The 20506-nt window shown below is 32.9% G+C and carries 6 protein-coding genes; all 6 read left to right on the top strand.

Translation table 11 applies throughout. From position 1 onward, the window contains the following. The first annotated feature begins 13 nt into the window (after positions 1-13). The 6 genes from Q0975_RS16435 to Q0975_RS16410 all read left to right on the top strand — a co-directional run bounded on the left by Q0975_RS16435 (position 14) and on the right by Q0975_RS16410 (position 20491). Positions 14-1705: a tetratricopeptide repeat protein gene (locus Q0975_RS16435; protein WP_299438621.1), complete on the top strand. Its 1692-nt coding sequence runs from the start codon at positions 14-16 to the stop codon at positions 1703-1705. Positions 1706-2372: 667 nt separating this feature from the next. Next, positions 2373-2627, top strand: coding sequence for a hypothetical protein (locus Q0975_RS16430; RefSeq protein ID WP_299438619.1), 255 nt, complete (start codon positions 2373-2375; stop codon positions 2625-2627). A gap of 93 nt (positions 2628-2720) precedes the next feature. Then, positions 2721-8183 carry a hypothetical protein gene (locus Q0975_RS16425; RefSeq protein WP_299438617.1) on the top strand — a complete coding sequence of 1821 codons (5463 nt, stop codon included), beginning with the start codon at positions 2721-2723 and terminating at the stop codon, positions 8181-8183. 27 nt (positions 8184-8210) lie between these two features. Further along, positions 8211-9071 carry a T9SS type A sorting domain-containing protein gene (locus tag Q0975_RS16420; RefSeq protein WP_299438616.1) on the top strand — a complete coding sequence of 287 codons (861 nt, stop codon included), beginning with the start codon at positions 8211-8213 and terminating at the stop codon, positions 9069-9071. 198 nt (positions 9072-9269) lie between these two features. Continuing rightward, the gene (locus tag Q0975_RS16415; protein WP_299438614.1) at positions 9270-9404 is read left to right on the top strand and encodes a hypothetical protein; all 135 of its coding nucleotides are present in this window, start codon (positions 9270-9272) and stop codon (positions 9402-9404) included. Positions 9405-9655: 251 nt separating this feature from the next. Further along, complete coding sequence (locus tag Q0975_RS16410; RefSeq protein WP_299438612.1) at positions 9656-20491, top strand: M4 family metallopeptidase; 10836 nt, start codon at positions 9656-9658, stop codon at positions 20489-20491. Positions 20492-20506 lie beyond the last annotated feature (15 nt).

The following is a 20506-nucleotide window of genomic DNA, read 5'->3' as shown; positions in this document are numbered from 1 at the left end:
GATATTTTTTTCCTTGAATTCTTTTTCTCAAGAAGCTGATTCTACATTATTACGAATAAAAGAAGCAATAAAAAAGTCGGATAACGATTCGATTAAAATAGTTAATTATTTATGGTTAAATAAGTATTATCATTTTCGTGATTTAAATAAAGCTGATTCTCTTTTGAGTGAGATCTTGGTAATGTTGGATACCGTTCAATATGATTCTCGAAAACATAGAGGTCAAATATTTGATAGAAGAGGAGTGATTTCAAGGATAAGAAGTAATTATCCAAAATCATTGCGCAATTACAATAAAGCAAAAGATATTTATGAGCAGATAAAGGATACCTCTAAATTAATAACGATTAACAATAATATGGGTAATTTATATTCTTATCAATACGACTATGTAAATGCTCATAAATATTTTGAAAAATCTATAGAGATAAACACGAAACCTTTTAAAAAAAAATTAGGCGTAAGCTATAGGATGCTTTCAGGGAATTATAATCACAGAGATATAAAGGACTCAGCTTTTTACTATTTAAAGAAAGCAAGAATGATTTTTAAAGATATCAACGCTGATATTGAATATTTCGCGTCTAATATTCAGTTTGTTAGATATTCTCTAGAAGATTTGGATGAAACGTATTCTTTAGGGAATTTAGACGGAAGGTATAAGTTAGAAGATATAAATGTAAGCTATTCTTATCACGATTTAGTTAAATTAGCCAATGAGACCACAAGTTTTTTTAGAGAAGAGGGGCACAAACATTATTTGAGTGAAAGTTACTATGATTTAGCAAATATTAATTTTGAGTTTAAGAAATATTCTTTAGCTAAAAAATATGCTGATACAACCATAAATATTGCTCATCAAATTGAAAAGAAGCACCTAGAGTCGATGACTTATAAGCTAAGAAGTCAGATAAATGAAAAATTGGGGAATCTTGGTAATGCTTTAAAAGACTATAAAGTCTATGAGAATACTCAAAATAAGATTTATACAGACAAGAAATCAAAAGAGATTAGAGAGATAGAGATTGCTAATGAGTTTGCAAAAAAGAAAATGAAGGATAGTATTCTCTTTGTTAAACAAAAGGAGATCTTGGTTTTAGAAAAGGATAAAGCTTTAGCTCAAAATAAATTTATTGGTTTATTAAGCTTCATCGGTTTGTTGATAACATTCTTTATCATAAGAACGCTTAGAAAAAAATGGTTAAAAGAGCGTAAGTTAGGAAAGCAGTTTAAAAGTAAATTAAAACAGAGTGATGAGAAAATTTCTGTTTTAAGCTCTGACAAAGAGAAATTAACAGAAGAAGTAAATGAGCTCTTAACCGAAACGGTAATCCATCTGAACACTAAAGGAAAGTTAGCCGAAAATTTGGCCAAATTATCACATGAAGAAGAAGGTGTTACACTTAAAGGTATTATTGCAGATTTAAAAGCAGATAAATTAGAAGACTCAAAAATATTAGTTCTTAAACAGAACATTGAAACGCTTAATTATGATTTCTTAAAAAACTTAAAAAGCCTTCATGCTAACCTTACAAAAACAGATATTGAAATTTGTTCTTTTATAAAAATTGGTCTTTCGAGAAAAGAAATTTCTAATTTAAGAAATACAAGTCTTGATGCTATAAAATCAACCAAATTCAGACTAAAAAAGAAACTAAATCTGACCCAAAATGATTCTTTAGACGAATATATTCGCTCACTCTAGACTAACATTTTAGTATATTAATTTCATTTCTGAAGTTTATTGATATTTATGAAATGCAATTTAAACCCTTGTGAAACAAGGGTTTTTGGGTTTTGCACCCTTTTTTGCACCCCTCTGTTTCTTTCGTAATTCGAATTTCATTAGTTATTTAGCGGTATAAATATTTTAATGACGATGTTTTATTTTTTTAAAGAATTTTCCCAGCTTATAAAAGCAAAGAAAAATAATGATAGAAAGATGCAGGAGATAATAGCAACTAAAAAAGAGTTAGAAAATAAATTACAAGTATTAGAAAGTATAGAAAAAGAACTTAGGCAGTTAGAAAATAGAGCGTTCTAATACATAAACCCAAAACTAAGTCAATACACTACAAGTGTGATGTGTTGATAACATACCTAAAAACCCCTTATACCTATGAAGACAAATTTCATAAACAACAAAAAAAGAAGCGTTAATAGAATAAAAAAATACGTTTCAAATCCTACTTAATTATCAAAGTATGGTGTTTCTCACTACCTATACGTTAGGAAGAACCTTCACGCTATTTATCTACTAAGATTTTAAGAACCATCGTTTTTTTTGAAAACTATGTGATACTGGATTCATCAAAATACTATTTGATGAAATAGGAAAATATTGTAAAAATTAAAACCTAAAATCTTTAAAAATGTTTAAATCCATATTCTCCAGAAAACAATCAAGGATTGTAAAGTATCAGTCCAAAACATTGAAAAACAAGTATCAGGACGTTCAGTTATTATTCGAGATTATAACAGAACAACAACAGATTATTAAAGAACTATTTAAGCAAAGCAAAAAACAAGGGTTTCAAAATAAATTATTAAAGTCACGGGCAAATTTTGATGCTTTTGATATTGAACAGCTTAAAGAACTATTTCTGGTGGATACCAATACTGCATAGATAATTAGTTAATAAAACAGAATTTCAATTATAGAAATACCTACAATTTTATAAAGAATGAAAAAGGAAAAAAACAGATACAAATTGATACATATGAAAAGAAAACTACTTTTAATAACAATTTTGATCGTTGCCTATAGCTATGGTCAAACAGCATGCCCTTTGGATCAGAGTGTATTCTCAGGAACGGTCACTGTTTCTGGTGTTGGCGCTAGTGAAACAAAAGCTAGTGATGCAACATCCAATCATAGATTTGGAGAACGAGTTACTATAGATGGTAACATTGCTGTAGTAGCTTCTCGAAGTAATGGTACGGCCGCAGGAAAGGTATACATTTTTATAAATGATGGAGCAGGAAACTGGACGGAGCAAACTATTTTAACAGCTAGCGATGGATTTGCAGGAGATAATTTTGGTTCTGCCGTAGCCATCGATGGAAACTATGTAGTGGCTGGAGCTCGTTCTCAATTAGATGGAACAGGAGTAGATACCGGAGCCGCATATCTATTTGAATATAATGGAGTTGATACCTGGACAGAGATCGCCATTTTTGAACCAAGCGATGGTGCGACAGGCGATCGTTTTGGAGAATCGGTGGATGTAGAAGGAGATATCATTATAGTAGGAGCAAGAAATGGATGTACAGGAGGTTGCGCATATGTGTATGAGGATGATGGAACTAATACGAACACCTATACAGAAACCAAGCTAGAACCACAAGTACAATCGGGTTATAGTGGTGCGCGATTTGGACATGAAGTTAAGATCGTAGATGGTCGTGCTTATGTGGGAGGACCATATGATTATTCTTCAGTAGGAAATGCATCAGCAGGATCTGTTCAGATCTGGGATCAAGCTAATGATGGATCTTGGTCCAGAACTCATAGATTACGAGGTACAGAAACTACAGAATCTTTTGGATGGGCAGTAGATGTACAAGGAGATTATCTAGCTATTGGTGCCATGAATTTTGAAACTTCTACAACACCTGAAGCTGATCAAGGAAGAGTATATGTGTATAAAGCCGATAGCAATGGTGATTATCTGGAAGTCAATAGAGTTATGATACAAAATGATGATAAAGACAGTTTTGCAGATCAGCGTTTTGGCACGGATGTAGTATTAGATGGCGAATATTTATATGTAGGAACTTTTGGGAATGGTTCTAGTAATACAGATGCGGTTTATATTTTTCAGGATGATGGAACCAACAACTGGACACAAATATCAAAAATAACTTCTGGAGCAGGTTGGGATGAATTTGCCAATAGAGCAGTGGCAGTATCTTTTCCAACATTACTAATTGGTCAGAACGAAGCAGATAGCCCTTCTAATTCTGGTTCTGTTTACTTTGTACAGTTAAATAATGATGTGCAACCAGTTGCTTCAGTTACAGAAACCATTGAAGCTAGTCCTTCACAAAGTAATGGAGGTATCAAGGTGAGTTTTAGTGATGAAGCGACTGAAACTCAAATAAAATTTAGTATCGATGGAGGAACTACCTATCCTTATGTTTTTGATGATACATTAGGTAGTGGTGAGATCACCAATCTTGTAGCAAGCACTTATGATGTTTGGGTGGCTTTTGATGAAACATCCTGTCCGATTAATTTAGGAGATGTTACGGTAAATGAAATTCGTTATACGACTATTCCTGATGCTAATTTTGAAGCTGAATTGGAATCCTTAGGATATGATGATATTTCTGGAGATAATCAAGTACCTACTGCAAATATTGAAGCCGTTACAACATTAAATGTTAGAAATAAATCTATTTCAGATTTAACGGGAATTGAAGACTTTGTGGCTTTAATAACACTGAATTGTAGAGGAAATAATTTAACCTCTTTAGACATTAGTCAAAATGTTTTACTAGAAACTTTAACAGCAAATGACAATAATATCGAAGTCATAGACGTATCGAATAATACAGCTTTAAAGTCAGTAAATCTAGGAGCTAATAATCTTACCACATTAGATGTATCAAACAATACAGCTTTAGAATTATTAAGTTTACAAGCAAATAGCGGATTGACAAGTATCGATATCAGTAATAATGTTCTTTTAGAGGAATTAAGAACTTACAGCACAAATATTGCTTCCTTAGATCTTAGTGCTCATCCTAGTCTAGAACTGTTACAATCATATAACTCAGCACTTACTGCAATTGATGTGTCCAACAATCCTGTATTAGAAGAACTTCGTGTAAATAATACTGGTGTTACGGAATTAGATTTAAGTAACAATCCTAATATTATAAATTTACGTGTAAATGATACAGGTATCGAAACATTAGATTTGAGCAACCAAACTGCATTACAAAACCTATTTGCATATGATACAAGCTTAAGTTACTTAAATGTAAAAAATGGAAACAATACTAATGTGGGTACATTCAGAGTTGAAGACAATCCAAATCTATCTTGTGTTTTAGTAGACGATGTTACATACAGTAACACAAACTGGACAGATAAAGATGCTACAACAAGCTTTAGTGATGCCTACTGTCGTTACACAGCAATACCAGATGCTAATTTTGAAGCTGCTCTAGAGGCTTTAGGATATGATGATATTAGTGCAGATGGACAAGTGCCGACGGTATTAATTGAAGTAGTAACTTCATTAGATATAAGTAACTTAAGTATTACCGATATAACAGGAATTGAAGATTTTACATCTCTGAAAATCTTAACAATGTATTTTAATAATATTGCAGATTTAAATTTAAGCGGAAATACAGTTATTGAAGAGTTATATTGTAATAGTGCTGTAAGTAATTCGCTAAATGTTAGTAATATGAGCGCTTTAAAGATATTACATTGCTACGAAGCTGGTTTTGCAACAATAGATTTATCAAATGCAACTGCCTTAGAAGAATTACAAGTGTACCATAGTAACTTGACGAGTTTAGATGTAAGTACAAATACGGCATTAAAAAAACTATATAGTTATGAAGATAGTGTTTCGAGTATTAATCTTAACGGAGCAATAGCATTAGAAGAGTTATATATTTATCGAAATGGGATAGCAAACGTTGATATAACAACTAATAAAGCACTAACAACATTACATTGTTATGAAGGTAACCTAACCACATTAAATACAACTGATATAACAACATTAGAAGATGTTCAAGTATATAATAATAGCAATCTCGAAACATTAGATGTAAGTACTAATACAGGTCTAAAAACACTGAATGTTTCAGGAACAGGAAATACATTGACGTACCTGAACCTTCAGAATGGGAATAACGCAAATATCACTTCTTTTGATGCAACTACTAATTTTAATCTTACGTGTATTTTAGTGGATGACGTTGCATATAGTTCCGGGAATTCAAATTGGGAAAAAGATGCTACCACAAATTATACGTTAACCTATTGTCGTTATACTGCAATTCCAGATGCTAATTTTGAAGCGGTGTTAGAAGCTTTAGGTTATGATGATATTTCGGACGACGGACAAGTACCGACGGCTTTAATTCAAGGAGTAACTTCTATAACAGCTCAATTTGAAGATATTAGTGATTTTACAGGAATAGAAGATTTTACAGCACTTGAAAGCCTTACGATATCATATAATTTATTTACATCATTGGATGTAAGTAATAATACCAACCTTAGTTTTCTTAATTGTGGATATAGTAATTTGACTAGCTTGGATGTGAGTAATAATCTGTTATTAGAAACATTATGGGTTAATAATACGGCTATTAGTTCATTAGACCTCAGTCTAAATACAAATCTTCAAGCTCTAACTGCAAGTAGCAATAGTAATTTAACTAGCTTGAATGTTCAAAACGGAAACAATACAAATGTTACAAACTTTACAACCGTAGCCTCGTCTAACCTTAGCTGTATACGGGTAGATGATACCGCATATAGCACGACCAATTGGACAAATATTGAATCTAGTACTACTTTTTCTGACACCTATTGCCGATATACAGTAATACCAGATGCCAATTTTGAAACTGAATTAGAAGCCCTCGGATATGATGATATTTCAGGTGACGGACAAGTACCAACAACTTTGATCGAAGTTGTTACTACACTTAATGTAAATAATAAAGGGATTACAGATCTAACAGGAATTGAGGACTTTGTAGCACTTACAAGTCTAACAGTTTCAGACAATAACATAGGTGTAATTGATGTAAGCAATAATATAAATTTAAAAACGCTGGATTGTCAGTTTGCAGGACTTTCTGCTCTGGATGTATCTTCAAATACTGCCTTAGAAAATTTATATGCTAACGGAAACTCAATTTCGAGTATAGATGTAACTAATAATACTGATTTAGTACAACTAGGAATGTATGACAATGATCTTACCTCAATAGATGTAAGTAATAATACAGCACTTACTGTAATTGATCTTTTTGGAAATCAACTTAACGCTATTGATGTAAGTAATAACCTCTTATTAAAAGACCTCTTATTAGAGAGTAATAATATTACAAGCTTGGATGTAAGTGTTAATACAGCTCTTAAAAACTTTACTTGTAATAGTAATTCATTAGAGTCACTTAACATCCAGAATGGAACCAATGCCAATATCAGTACATTTAATGCTACGAATAATCCAAGTCTACGCTGTATCCTTGTTGATAACGTAATATATAGTACTACGAATTGGACAAGTATTGATGTGACCGCAAGTTTTAATGAAGTTTCTTGTAATCTAGTGGTTATTGCTCCTAAAGTCTTTTTACAAGGAGCATTACTTAATCCTAATGTAGGCGAAGAAAGTTTGATGCGAGATGACTTAAGAGTAGAAGGCGGTATATATGGTCCAACTTCTCCTTATGGAGATGGGGCGATTATTAGTGAGTCAATCGGATTAGATGATGAAGGTTCTAATTCTACCGTAGATTGGATTTGGGTAGAATTGAGGGACGCTACAGATCCAACTGTAGTTATTGCTGGACAATCAGGGATATTACAACGTGATGGTGATATTGTTGATGTTGCTGACGATTTAGTAACTCCACTAACGTTTGATGTTCCTGTAGGAGATTATTATGTAGTGATCAAGCATCGTAATCATTTGGGAATAATGACAGCTGCTGCGATAAGTTTGTCACCAACCACGACAACTATTGATTTTACGGATGCTACTAATCAGATTACTTATGGAGGCAATGCCCAGACAACTTATGGTATGCCATCCGATATATTAGCGATGTGGGCTGGAGATACTAATGGTGATGGTAAGATCAACCTGATCGGAAGTTCTAATGATGCCAATACCATCCGAGATACCATTCTTAATGATCCGATTAATCAAGCGATTCAGTTTTATGGTTTCAATGTAACAGGATATAATGATGCTGATGTAAATCTTACAGGAGGTACTCAAATCATTGGGAATAATAATGATGCAAACCTTGTACGAGATAATATTCTAAACCATCCTATAAATTCCTTCATCCAGTTCTATGGATTTACTATTACCGAGCAGTTACCAGAGGAGGTGAGTACTAAGCGTATTGCTTTGGATACTATGATGTTGGAAAAAATGAAGGCCTTAGCTGCTCAAAATAATAAATAAACTTTTTCTCATTAAAAAGATTAAAAAATGAAAAAACAACTAACATTTATCATAACTCTTCTATTCGGAGTTGTCGCGATGACTGCACAAACCTATCAATATGGATTGGTACGAGATTTTAATAATACAGGAGAGATTTATGAATATACTTTTGTGATTGTTCCTGATTTTGCCAATGGATCTGTAGAAGTAGGTTCTGTGAATATCACGATTTCTATTTCTACTGGTAATACCCTTACAAGTTTCACTCAGATTAATGGTTCTAATTGGGATGATAACACCAATTTTACAGCCGCAGTTTTGAATGGTTTTACAGCAGGGGATGGTACCAGAGATTTATGGACGTTTAGTAGAGAAGCTTCTTCACAATTGACGATTGCTTCACATACTGCAGGGCAACAGATTCCTTTGTTTTCTTTTGTTGTAGCTAATATGCCAACTAGCGGAGATATTACCTTAACAGAAAACACGGATGCTGTGATTGTTGATTTAGCAGCTAATTCTGGAGGAAGTTTTGATCTATCTAATTTTTTTGGAGCAGATATCGATGGAACACCTATTACAGATACTGATTTCTATGGAGGAAATGAATCTGGATTAGTGATGTATGATTTGATGGATCCTTTATTGAATATAGATGAGGTTTCTGATACATTACATGATATTATCGTATCTCCTAATCCGGCAATTAGCAGTTTTACAATCCAAGGTGCTACATCATCAATAGATGAAGTAAAGATATTTGATATTAATGGTGGACTGGTAAAAGAAATAACTGCTGATACTATCGATGAAGCTATTTCTGTGAAAGAATTATCTGTAGGAGTATATTTTGTGAAAATATCTTCCAATCAGATTAAGAAAATGATCAAATTAGTAAAGAGCTAATAGTTAAATAGTATTCATTACATATTTTTTGCATAATAGATCTACGAGGTTAAGGGGTCGTAGTTACTTAAGGTTGCAAAGGTAAACCACTTCGAGATGTCGAAGTGGTTTTTTTATGATTAAAGAATATACTAACATTTTTATCTAAAAGAATGATTGACATTAATAAGAATTAGTGTATCTAAAAAAAAAATAGAGATGATTACAATGCACTTCCTGGTTTTTATCCAGAAACTACATACCAAAGTTTCTTGTTTTAGAAACGAACTTATAGATTCGATAAAAGAGGCTTTAATATCAACTGATCTGAGTGAATTATCAGATCAGGAATAAATAATTTCTCTAAGAAATATCATCGCGAAGCTAAAGATTGATAAACAGGAAGTCGCTAAACTAATTTTGTTTAAAAATAAGCATAAACTTTCCCCAGTTTAATCATTGTCTTTTTTATTATAAAATCACTGTAAATCAAATACTTATGGTTGTTGCACCCTGTTTTGCACCCCGTTTTTTCTTTGGTTGTTTAGGTATAAAACCTACTATTGCATCAGGTTTATATTATTAATATTCTAATACCCCGAATTATGACAAAATTTCTACGTTTCTATTTCATGCTATTTACAGTACTTGCAATTGGACAGCAATCAAAAATTGTAAAAATCCCTTTAACAGAAATTCCATCTACTCAAAAAACGGGTTCTATTACTAGTATTTTAAGTAATAGTGTTCAGTCTACAACTTTGAGTAAAAGTATTCGATCTACTGCCCTGACAGAGTTTCGACTTATTGGTACAAAAACGGATAGAAAAGGATTCGTTCATAGAACCTATCAACAGTATCATAACGGAATAAAAGTAGTACATGGTGTTATCAAAATACATGAAAAAAATGGATTGAAAGAAAGCTTCAACGGAGTTTATTTTGATGCTGAAGGAGTTAAGACAACTATTAATATTTCTACTACGCAAATAGAAAATATAGCAAAAAAATATATAGGGTCTAATGATGTGTTTTGGATTGGTGATAATGATTTTTCTAAAACAGTTGTTCCAGAACCAGAATTGCTGATACTTCCAAACAGAAAAGATGATACTATGCGCTTAGCGTATGCTATAGGTATTGGAACTTCTACCCCAGAATTAAAAATGGGAAGGGTTTATATAGACGCACAAACCGGTAGTGTAATAAAATATACAAGTTTAATTAGATCTTGTTTTGATTCTAATCATGCAGATGCACCTCATAATCATACAGGAAATATTAATGTTCCTTTAGTTTCTGGTCTAGGAGAAACAGTTTATTCTGGTTCGAAAACTATAGAAACTACCCTAGATACCGATTATGTTTTATACGATCAAACCAGAGCGAGTACAGGACAAGGTCATAATCATGGCTCTGGAACACGTAACGGGATTGTAACTGTTAATTTTAATAATCATGATGTTTTAAATGATTACAACTCAGCTTTTGTAACTGATTTTACCGATAATGATAACAACTGGACAGCCGGAGAAATGAGTGCAAATGAAGATCAATATGCATTAGATGCGCATTGGGGAGCACAAGTAGTTTATGACTATTGGAAAAACGAACACGGAAGAGATAGTTATGATGGGAATGATGCCTCAATAGTATCTTATGTGCATTTTGACACTGATTACACCAATGCGGCTTGGATTTCTTTTAACAACCAAAGAGGTTTTATGGTTTATGGTGATGGAGCAGGCTCATTTACTCCACTAACAAATCTAGATGTTGTTAGTCATGAAATAGGACACGGTATTACTAATGCAAATTCTAATTTGGATTATGAGTTAGAATCGGGAGCATTAAATGAAGGTATGTCTGATATATGGGCAGCTGCAATTGATATGTATGCTACAACGAACCATGGAACAACAAAATCCCCGTGGTTAATTAATGATGAAAATGGAGGTGGAACTTTTAGATCTATGTCTAATCCGAATGCTTATGGACAACCAGATACCTATGGCGGTACGTATTGGTATGATGTTGTAGGGTGTACACCAGACGGTACAAATAATGATTATTGTGGCGTACATACCAATAGTGGTGTTTTAAATTATTGGTTTTATTTAATAACAGAGGGTGGATCAGGAACGAATGATAATGCTGATAGTTATTCAGTTTCAGCAATAGGTATAGATAAATCAGCAGCCATAGCGTATCGAATGGAGTCTGTTTATTTAACATCTACTTCGGATTATGAAGATGCAAGAGCAGCAGCAATACAAGCTGCTAAAGATTTATATGGCAACTGTTCTAATGAAGAAGAAGCAGTAACAAATGCTTGGTATGCCGCAGGAGTAGGAGCTCAATATACCGGACAGAATCCATCTATTATTGTAGATACTTCGGATCAAACAGTTTGTGTAGACGAAATTGCAACATTTACTGCCGAAGCAGATTATGCAAATACTATGATTTGGCAAAATGATGCTAGTGGATCTTGGGTAGATTTAAGTGATGATACTACATATGCTGGAGTAGCAACAAATACATTAACCATTACCAATCCAACTGAAGCATTAGATGGCGTTCGTTTTAGATTAAAATTTTTTAACGATTGTGGTACTACTACAACGACAAACAATAGATATTTATATGTAAAAACATTGCCAGATGTAACTAGTGTGGTGCCAAACGGCGCAGGATGTACAAGTGCTACAGACGGTTCGTTGACGGTTAATTTTAATGAAGTTTCAAATCTATCTAACCTAGAATTTAGTATCGATGGAGGCGCAACCTATCCTTATAATTATGCTGATACTTCGGGTTCACAAACTATATCAGACTTAGATGCAGGCGATTATAATGTATGGGTAAGACGCGGAGGAGACGAATGTCCAAGGGAAGTAGGAACCTACACAGTAACTTCAATACCAACGGTAACTGCAACGGTAGATGCTATTATTGAAGCTGATATTGCTGAAATTAATGGAATTATACAAGTTAGTTTTCCAGACGAACCAACACAAACACAAATAAAGTTTAGTATAGATGGAGGAATTTCATACGGTTATGTATTCAATGATAATACAGGGACTGCAGAATTAACCGATTTAGCTGCGGATACCTACGAGGTATGGGCAACTTATGGAGATGAATTGTGTGCGAAACGTATAGGAAACTTTACAGTGAATGAAATGGCCTACACCCAAATCCCAGACGCAAATTTTGAAGCGGCTCTATACAACTTAGGGTATGATAACTATTTGGGAGATGACAAAGTACCTACGTCATTAATTAATACGGTTACTTCATTAAATATACGTTTAGAAAATATTACCGATTTAACGGGTATTGAAGATTTTACAGCACTAGAAGAACTATATGCAGACAATAATGGTCTAACTACGGTAGATGTAAGTAGTAATACCGCACTTAAGGAATTAATAGTATACAATAACGCTAACTTATCTTCTTTTACTATAGCAGATCCATCCATAATTACAAGGATAACATTGTCTGGTTGTAACTTATCTGGAGAGTACGATTTTTCAACGTATACTTCTTTAACCAATTTCTCTGTTCAAAGTAATGATCTTACAGGATTAAATATTAAAAACGGAAATAATACCAATTTCACCTATTTCCATGCAGGAGGAAATTCAAACCTAAGCTGTATTAAAGTAGACGATGTCGCTTGGAGTACTGCCAATTGGACGAATAATGGTGGAGCAACGTTTACCACTAATTATTGTAATTATACAGCCATACCAGATGCTAATTTTGAAGCAGCTTTAGAAGCCTTAGGATATGATGATATTTCTAGCGATGGACAAGTACCAACATCCTTAATAGAAGTGGTAGCTAACTTAGATGTAAGCAATCAGTCTATTGCAGATGTAACAGGGATTGAAGACTTTACCGATTTAATAGATCTAAATGTAAATGATAATGGGTTAACCAATTTAGATGTTAGTAATAATGGAAACCTACAAATCTTAAATTTTGATAATAATGATGTAGTTAACTTGGTTCTGGGAACAAATACAATCCTTAGTGAAGTATCGGGAAGATATAACCAACTAACAACGGTAGATGTAAGTGCGAATACAGGTTTAACAAATTTGAATTTAAGGAACAATACCTTTTCAACGGTTGATGTTGCTACAAATACAAACCTCAGAACACTTAATCTTAATGAAACAGGTATTACAAGTTTGGATGTAACTAATAATCCAGATTTAGCCTACCTATATTTAAGTGGTAATTCACTAACGAGTATCGATTTTTTACAAAATCCATTACTAGAAAATGTAAACCTAACCGATAGTAATTTAATCAACATAGATTTATCAAATCAAACTGTTTTAAGAATTATAAGGCTTTCTGGGAATAATTTAACGGAATTAGATCTTACTACAAATGTTGCCTTGACACAAGTTGAATGTGCAGATAATGAGTTGAGCTCTTTCAATTTTAAAAATGGTTTCAATCAAATTATAACGGATTTTGATGCTTCTGGGAATGCGAATCTAAGCTGTGTTTTGGTAGATGATTTAAATAAAGATTATACTTTCTGGATTAAAGATGCTACCACAAGTTTTAGCGATACCTATTGTCGTTATACGGCTATTCCAGATGCTAATTTCGAAGCTGCTTTAGAAACATTAGGTTATGATGATATTTCAGCAGATGGTCAAGTACCAACTGTTTTAATAGAAGTTGTTACAGACCTTAATGTAGATAGTGAAGGAATTTTAGATATAACAGGAATAGAAGATTTTAAAGCATTAACGTCATTATCTTGTTTTAATAATGCTTTAACAACAATAGATCTTTCTAATAATTTAAATCTAGAAAGTTTGATGTTGAAGGAGAATTCACTTGCAACTGTAAACGTTCTCAATAATACGGAGTTAGTATCCTTAAGAATATCAGATAATAACTTAACAACCCTTGATGTTTCTAATAATGTTAATTTATCAACTTTGCGATGTGATACCAATAACATAGCAATATTAGATGTTTCAAATAATACACAATTAGTACACTTAGATGTGTATAATATGGCGACATTAACCAGTTTAGATATTGATTCTAATACTAACCTACAGGCATTTAAAGCTAATAATACAGGTATTACTACTATAGATTTTTCAAACAATCCGTTGTTAAGATTAGTTTATTTGCATCAGACTCCTATCGCTAATGTAGATTTTAGTCAAAACCCTTTGATTGAAGAACTAAGGGTACAAAACACACAAATTACAGCGCTAGATGTTTCGTTACAAACAGCATTAACAAATCTAAATTGTTCTCAGAACAGCTTATCGTATTTAAATGTAAAGAATGGGAATAATACAGCTATTACTGATTTTGATGCTTCTAGCAACCCTAATTTAAGCTGTATTTTGGTAGATGATTTAGCTAATGATTATAGTACATGGACTAAAGACGCTGCAACAAGTTTTAATGATACCTATTGTCGTTATACTGCGATACCAGATGCCAATTTCGAAGCGGCATTATCGAGTTACGACGATATATCTAATGATGGATTAGTACCAACAGCAGCTATTGAAAATGTAGCTAACCTGAATGTAACATTACAATCCATTTCTGACTTAACAGGAATACAAGATTTTACAGCATTAAAAAAATTAAGTTGTGAATTTAATAACCTAACAAGCATAGATGTATCAAACAACTTATTATTAGAAGAACTATATGTTAGTCTAAATAACTTAACAAGTCTGGATGTTTCAAATAACACAGCTTTAAAAAAATTAGGAGCAAATACAACTAATATTACAAATCTAGATTTAACTAATAATTCAGCTTTAGAAGAATTAAATATTTTTTCAAACTCGAATCTAACTAGTTTAGACGTAAGTAATAACCCGTTGCTAAATCGATTAATTGCAAGTTCTACAAGTATTACTTCTTTAGATGTTTCAAGCAATCCACTATTGACTGAATTACAAGTACACGATACAGGACTTGAAAGTATAGACTTAACTAATAATACAGCGATACTACAATTACGAATCAACCAAACTCCGATAGAAAATTTAGATGTAAGTACACTTACCAATCTACGCGTTTTAAACTGTTCCGAAACCAATTTATATAACTTGAATATTCAAAACGGAAACAACACACTTATTAGCGAGTTTAACGCCTCTAGTAATCCTAATTTGTCTTGTATCCTTGTAGACGATGCAGCTTACAGTGCTGGTAATACTATTTGGGCAAACAATGTAGATACTGGTGTAACCTTTAACGAAGGGACTTACTGTCGTTACACAGCTATATCAGATGCTAATTTTGAAGCAGAATTAGAAGCTTTAGGATACGATGATATTTCTGGAGACGGACAAGTGCCAACACAACTTATTGAAGGACTAGAAACCTTAGACGTAGAGAATAAAAGTATTTCGGATTTAACAGGTATTGAAGATTTTCGTGCGATAAAAACCTTAGATGTAGGTTACAATTCCTTAACTACGATAGATGTTACAAATATTACTGAGTTGAGACAATTAATAGTAAGAAGTAATAATCTTACAACAATAGACCTTTCAGCAAATACCCTATTGGTAGGCTTCAAAGCAGAAAATTGTTCATTAACTAGTTTAGACATTACAAATAACCCAGATTTAAAGGTATTATGGCTTTCAGGTAATGATTTAACTGCAATAGACTTGAGTAATAATATAGCGTTGACCTCTTTTTGGGGAAGCGGTAATGACTTTGTTACACTGGATTTAACCAATAATCCAGCGCTAAATTCATTTAGAGCAAGCAGTAATAGTTTAACGTCATTAAACCTTAAAAATGGTACGAATACAAATATTACTGGAGGTACCAACTTCCAATTAACAGGAAATGCAGATTTAGCATGTGTTTTAGTAGATGATGCTGCATATTCCACAACCACTTGGTTAGGTATAGACGGAAATGTAAACTTTAGTGATACAGATTGTGATTATACATTAATACCAGATGCTAATTTTGAAGCAGCATTAAGAGTGTTAGGTTACGACGATAGTGCAGCAAACGATGGAAGAGTGCCAACTAGATTTATAGAAGTAGTGACAAATTTGAATGTTCCCAATCTGTCAATTGCAGACTTAACGGGAATAGAAGACTTTGTAGCACTTACAAACTTAAACTGTTCGTCAAACTCATTAACATCTTTAAATGTAAGCTCCAACACAGCATTAGAAAGTCTTAATTTTTCAAGAAATACCATTGCGTCTATAGATGTCTCAAACAATGTGGCTTTAAAACAAATATTTGCTTTCGAGAATAACTTAACAACCATTGATGTATCACAAAATACGGATTTAGAAGATTTAGATATTGATACTAATTTTCTAACTACATTAGATCTTAGCGCAAATACAGTATTAGAAACATTAGATGTCTTGAATAATTCATTAGTGGGAATAGATGTATCAAATAACCTTCAATTATGGGCCGTGTATTTATCTTATAATACCATTGCCAATCTAGATTTAAGTAATCATGCACTATTAGAAGATTTAGAATGTGTCGATTGTGAATTAACCTATCTAAATGTCAAAAACGGAAACAATACAAATATAACTACATTTAGAGTCAACAATAATCCAGATTTAAGCTGCATCTTAGTAGATGCTGCTGCCTGGAGTACAACAAGCTGGACTAATATAGATATTACTACAAGTTTCTCAGATACTTATTGTCGTTATACACAAATTCCCGATGCCAACTTTGAAGCTGAACTAGAAGCTTTAGGTTATGACGATATTTCTGGAGATGGGCAAGTGCCTACTGCATTAATTGAAGTCGTAACGAGTTTAGATGTAAGAAGTAAAAGTATTTCAGATGTAACAGGAATAGCAGACTTTACTGCATTAGAAGTTTTTAATTGTAATCTTAACAATATAGCCGCTTTAGATGTTAGTAACAATGTAAACTTAATAGGACTGCAATGTACAGCAAACCCTATAACAACTCTAAACCTAGCAAACAATACACAATTAGCAGAACTTAACTGTAGAAGCACTAATATAACATCTTTAGACCTTACTAATAATACCTTATTAAAAAGATTAATATGCTTTGATACAGATATTGTTTCTATAGACTTATCGCAGAATCTTTTATTAGAACAATTATACTGTTATAATAATACTAGCCTAACAAGCTTAGATCTTTCTAATAACACTGCCTTAAAACTAGTACAAGTACAAAATAGTGAATTAGTAAGCTTAAATGTTAAAAACGGTAACAATGCGGACATCACAAATTTTAATGCTTCAGGAAACCCTAACTTAAGCTGTATTTTGGTTGATGATTTAGCTAATGATTACAGTACGTGGACTAAAGATATTACTACAAATTTCTCAGACATCTATTGTCGTTATACCACCATCCCAGATGCTAATTTTGAAATAGCTTTAGAAGCTTTAGGATATGACGATATAAATGGTGATGGACAAGTGCCAACAGCACTTATAGAAACTATCACTTCGATAAGTGTTAATGGTAAATCAATTAGCGATTTAACTGGTATCGAAGGTTTTGTAGCAGTTGAGAACCTCTATGTTGGTAATAACTTACTTACCTCATTAGATTTCAGCGCTAATCTAAATCTAAAAATACTAGACGTCGCAGATAACGCAAATCTTACAACTATTAATGTAACAAATAATACCGCCTTAGAAGAAGTATTTGCATCCAATTGTGGATTTACGACGGTTGATTTTAGTAATAATACAGCTTTACAAATCTTAACCATTTTTGATAATAATCTAACAGCTTTAGATCTTAGTGCTAATGTAAATCTTGAAAGCGTATTGTGCCAAAACAATAATATCGAAGGCTTAGATTTAAGTTCCAATGCAGCATTAACATACATTGATGTGTCTAATAATGCGTTAACCACTTTAAATTCCAAAAACGGAAATAATATCAATGTTACTGTGTTCAATGCCTTAAATAATTCAGAATTATCGTGTGTTCTAGTTGATGATGCAGCGTATAGTACAGCTAATTGGACAGGTATAGATGGTACAGCAACTTTCTCAGATACTTTTTGTCGTTATACGTATGTGCCAGATGATAATTTTGAATTGTCATTAGGAACCTACGATGATATTCCAGGAGACAATTACGTGCCTACGGTTAATATTGAAGTTGTGACGAACTTGACTATTTACGCAGGTTCAGCACCAATTGCAGATGTAACAGGAATCGAAGATTTTGTTGCTTTAGAAAGGTTAGAAATGGAAGACCATACATTTACTACAGCAGATCTTAGTAGTAACATAAACCTAATAGGAATTGATTTTAAAGATACACCATTGACAGATCTTACAATTTCAGCAAATACAAATTTAGAAAGTATACAACTTGATAATACAAGTTTAACCTCTTTAGATTTATCTAATAATAACGCTTTGTCAAGTCTTCGTATTCATAATATGCCAGCTTTAACAGCGCCGGATTTAACAAACAATACGAATTTGACAAGCCTAGATTTTTATGATATTGATTTATCAGCGGGTTATGACATTTCACATTTAGTAAATCTAGAATATTTAGCATTTTATGATACCTCTTTAAATGCAATTGATTTAAGTGGCAATACACTGTTGTTTAGTTTACAATTATCTAATAACAATATAACAGATTTAGATATAAGTCATCTTACAGGAAGCCTTGGTGATATAGGTTTATACGGAACTCTAATTACAGAGTTGGACTTAAGTAGTCATACCAATCTGGAGTTTATTATGTTAGATAATCTTCCTAATCTTTCTTCACTAAATCTAAAAAATGGAACGAATACAGATGTGATTTTCTTTAGAGTTCTAAACACCCCGAGCTTGTCTTGTATTTTAGTAGACGATGCTGCTTGGAGTACAACCAATTGGAACGACATAGATGCCACAGCAAGTTTTAGCAACACCTATTGCCGTTATACGTATGTGCCAGATGATAACTTTGAATCGTTTTTAGTAAGCTTCGATGATAATCCAGGAGATAATTACATACCTACAGCAAGAATTGAAGGTATAACGGGCTTGTCTATTCTCGGAAGTTCGGGGATAGTGATAGCAGATTTAACAGGAATCGAAGATTTTACTGCGCTAAGAAGTCTAAGTATGAAAGATCATACATTCACTACAGTAGACTTAAGTAGTAACGTAAACCTAAAAACAATTGATTTTGAAAATATACCATTGGCAGATCTTACGATTTCAGCGAATATAAATTTAGAGAGTATACAACTTGATAATACAGCTATAACATCGTTAGATGTATCAAACAATCTTTTATTAGAAGAATTGTATTGCACTAATACAGGCCTAGCAGGTTTAGATCTTTCTCTAAATACCGCCTTAAAAGTAGTAGAAGTGCAGAATAATGATTTAGTAAGTTTAAATATTAAAAATGGTAACAATACCAACATAACAAGTTTTAACGCTTCAGGAAATTCTAGCTTAAGCTGTATTCTGGTAGATGATTTAGCAAATGATTATAGTACGTGGACAAAAGATGCCACAGCAAGTTTTAACGAGACGAGTTGTGATTATGTAGTCGTTGATATTGATGTCTTTTTACAAGGAGCTATGCTAGATCCTATTGCAGGAGAGGAGAATCTAATGCGAGACGATTTAAGAACAAATGGATATATTGATTCTGATACACCTTATACAGATGGAGCATCAATAAATGAAACGGTTGGAATAAGTGATAACGGAAATAACTCAACAGTAGATTGGATTTGGGTAGAATTGAGAGACGCTACAGATCCAACTTTAGTTATTGCTGGACAATCAGGGATATTACAACGTGATGGTGATATTGTTGATGTTGCTGACGATTTAGTAACTCCGCTGACTTTTGATGTTCCTACAGGAGATTATTATGTAGTGATCAAGCATCGTAATCATTTGGGAATAATGACAGCTGCTGCGATAAGTTTGTCACCAACCAGGACAACTATTGATTTTACGGATGCTACTAATCAGATTACTTATGGAGGCAATGCTCAGACAACTTATGGTATGCCATCTGATATATTAGCGATGTGGTCTGGAGATACTAATGGTGATGGTAAGATCAACCTGATCGGAAGTTCTAATGATGCCAATACCATCCGAGATACCATTCTTAATGATCCGATTAATCAAGCGATTCAGTTTTATGGTTTCAATGTAACCGGATATAATGATGCTGATGTAAATCTTACAGGAGGTACTCAGATCATTGGGAATAATAATGATGCAAACCTTGTACGAGATAATATTCTAAACCATCCGATAAATTCCTTCATCCAGTTCTATGGATTTACTATTACCGAGCAGTTACCAGAGGAGGTGAGTACCAAGCGTATTGCTTTGGATACTATGATGTTGGAAAAAATGAAGGTCCTAGCTGCTCAAAATAATTAATAAACTTTTTCTCAT

It is taken from the genome of uncultured Aquimarina sp. (assembly GCF_947500065.1).
Lineage (GTDB): Bacteria > Bacteroidota > Bacteroidia > Flavobacteriales > Flavobacteriaceae > Aquimarina.
The sequence above is the reverse complement of the archived record's forward strand: the minus strand, read 5'-3'. Positions and strand labels throughout refer to the sequence as shown.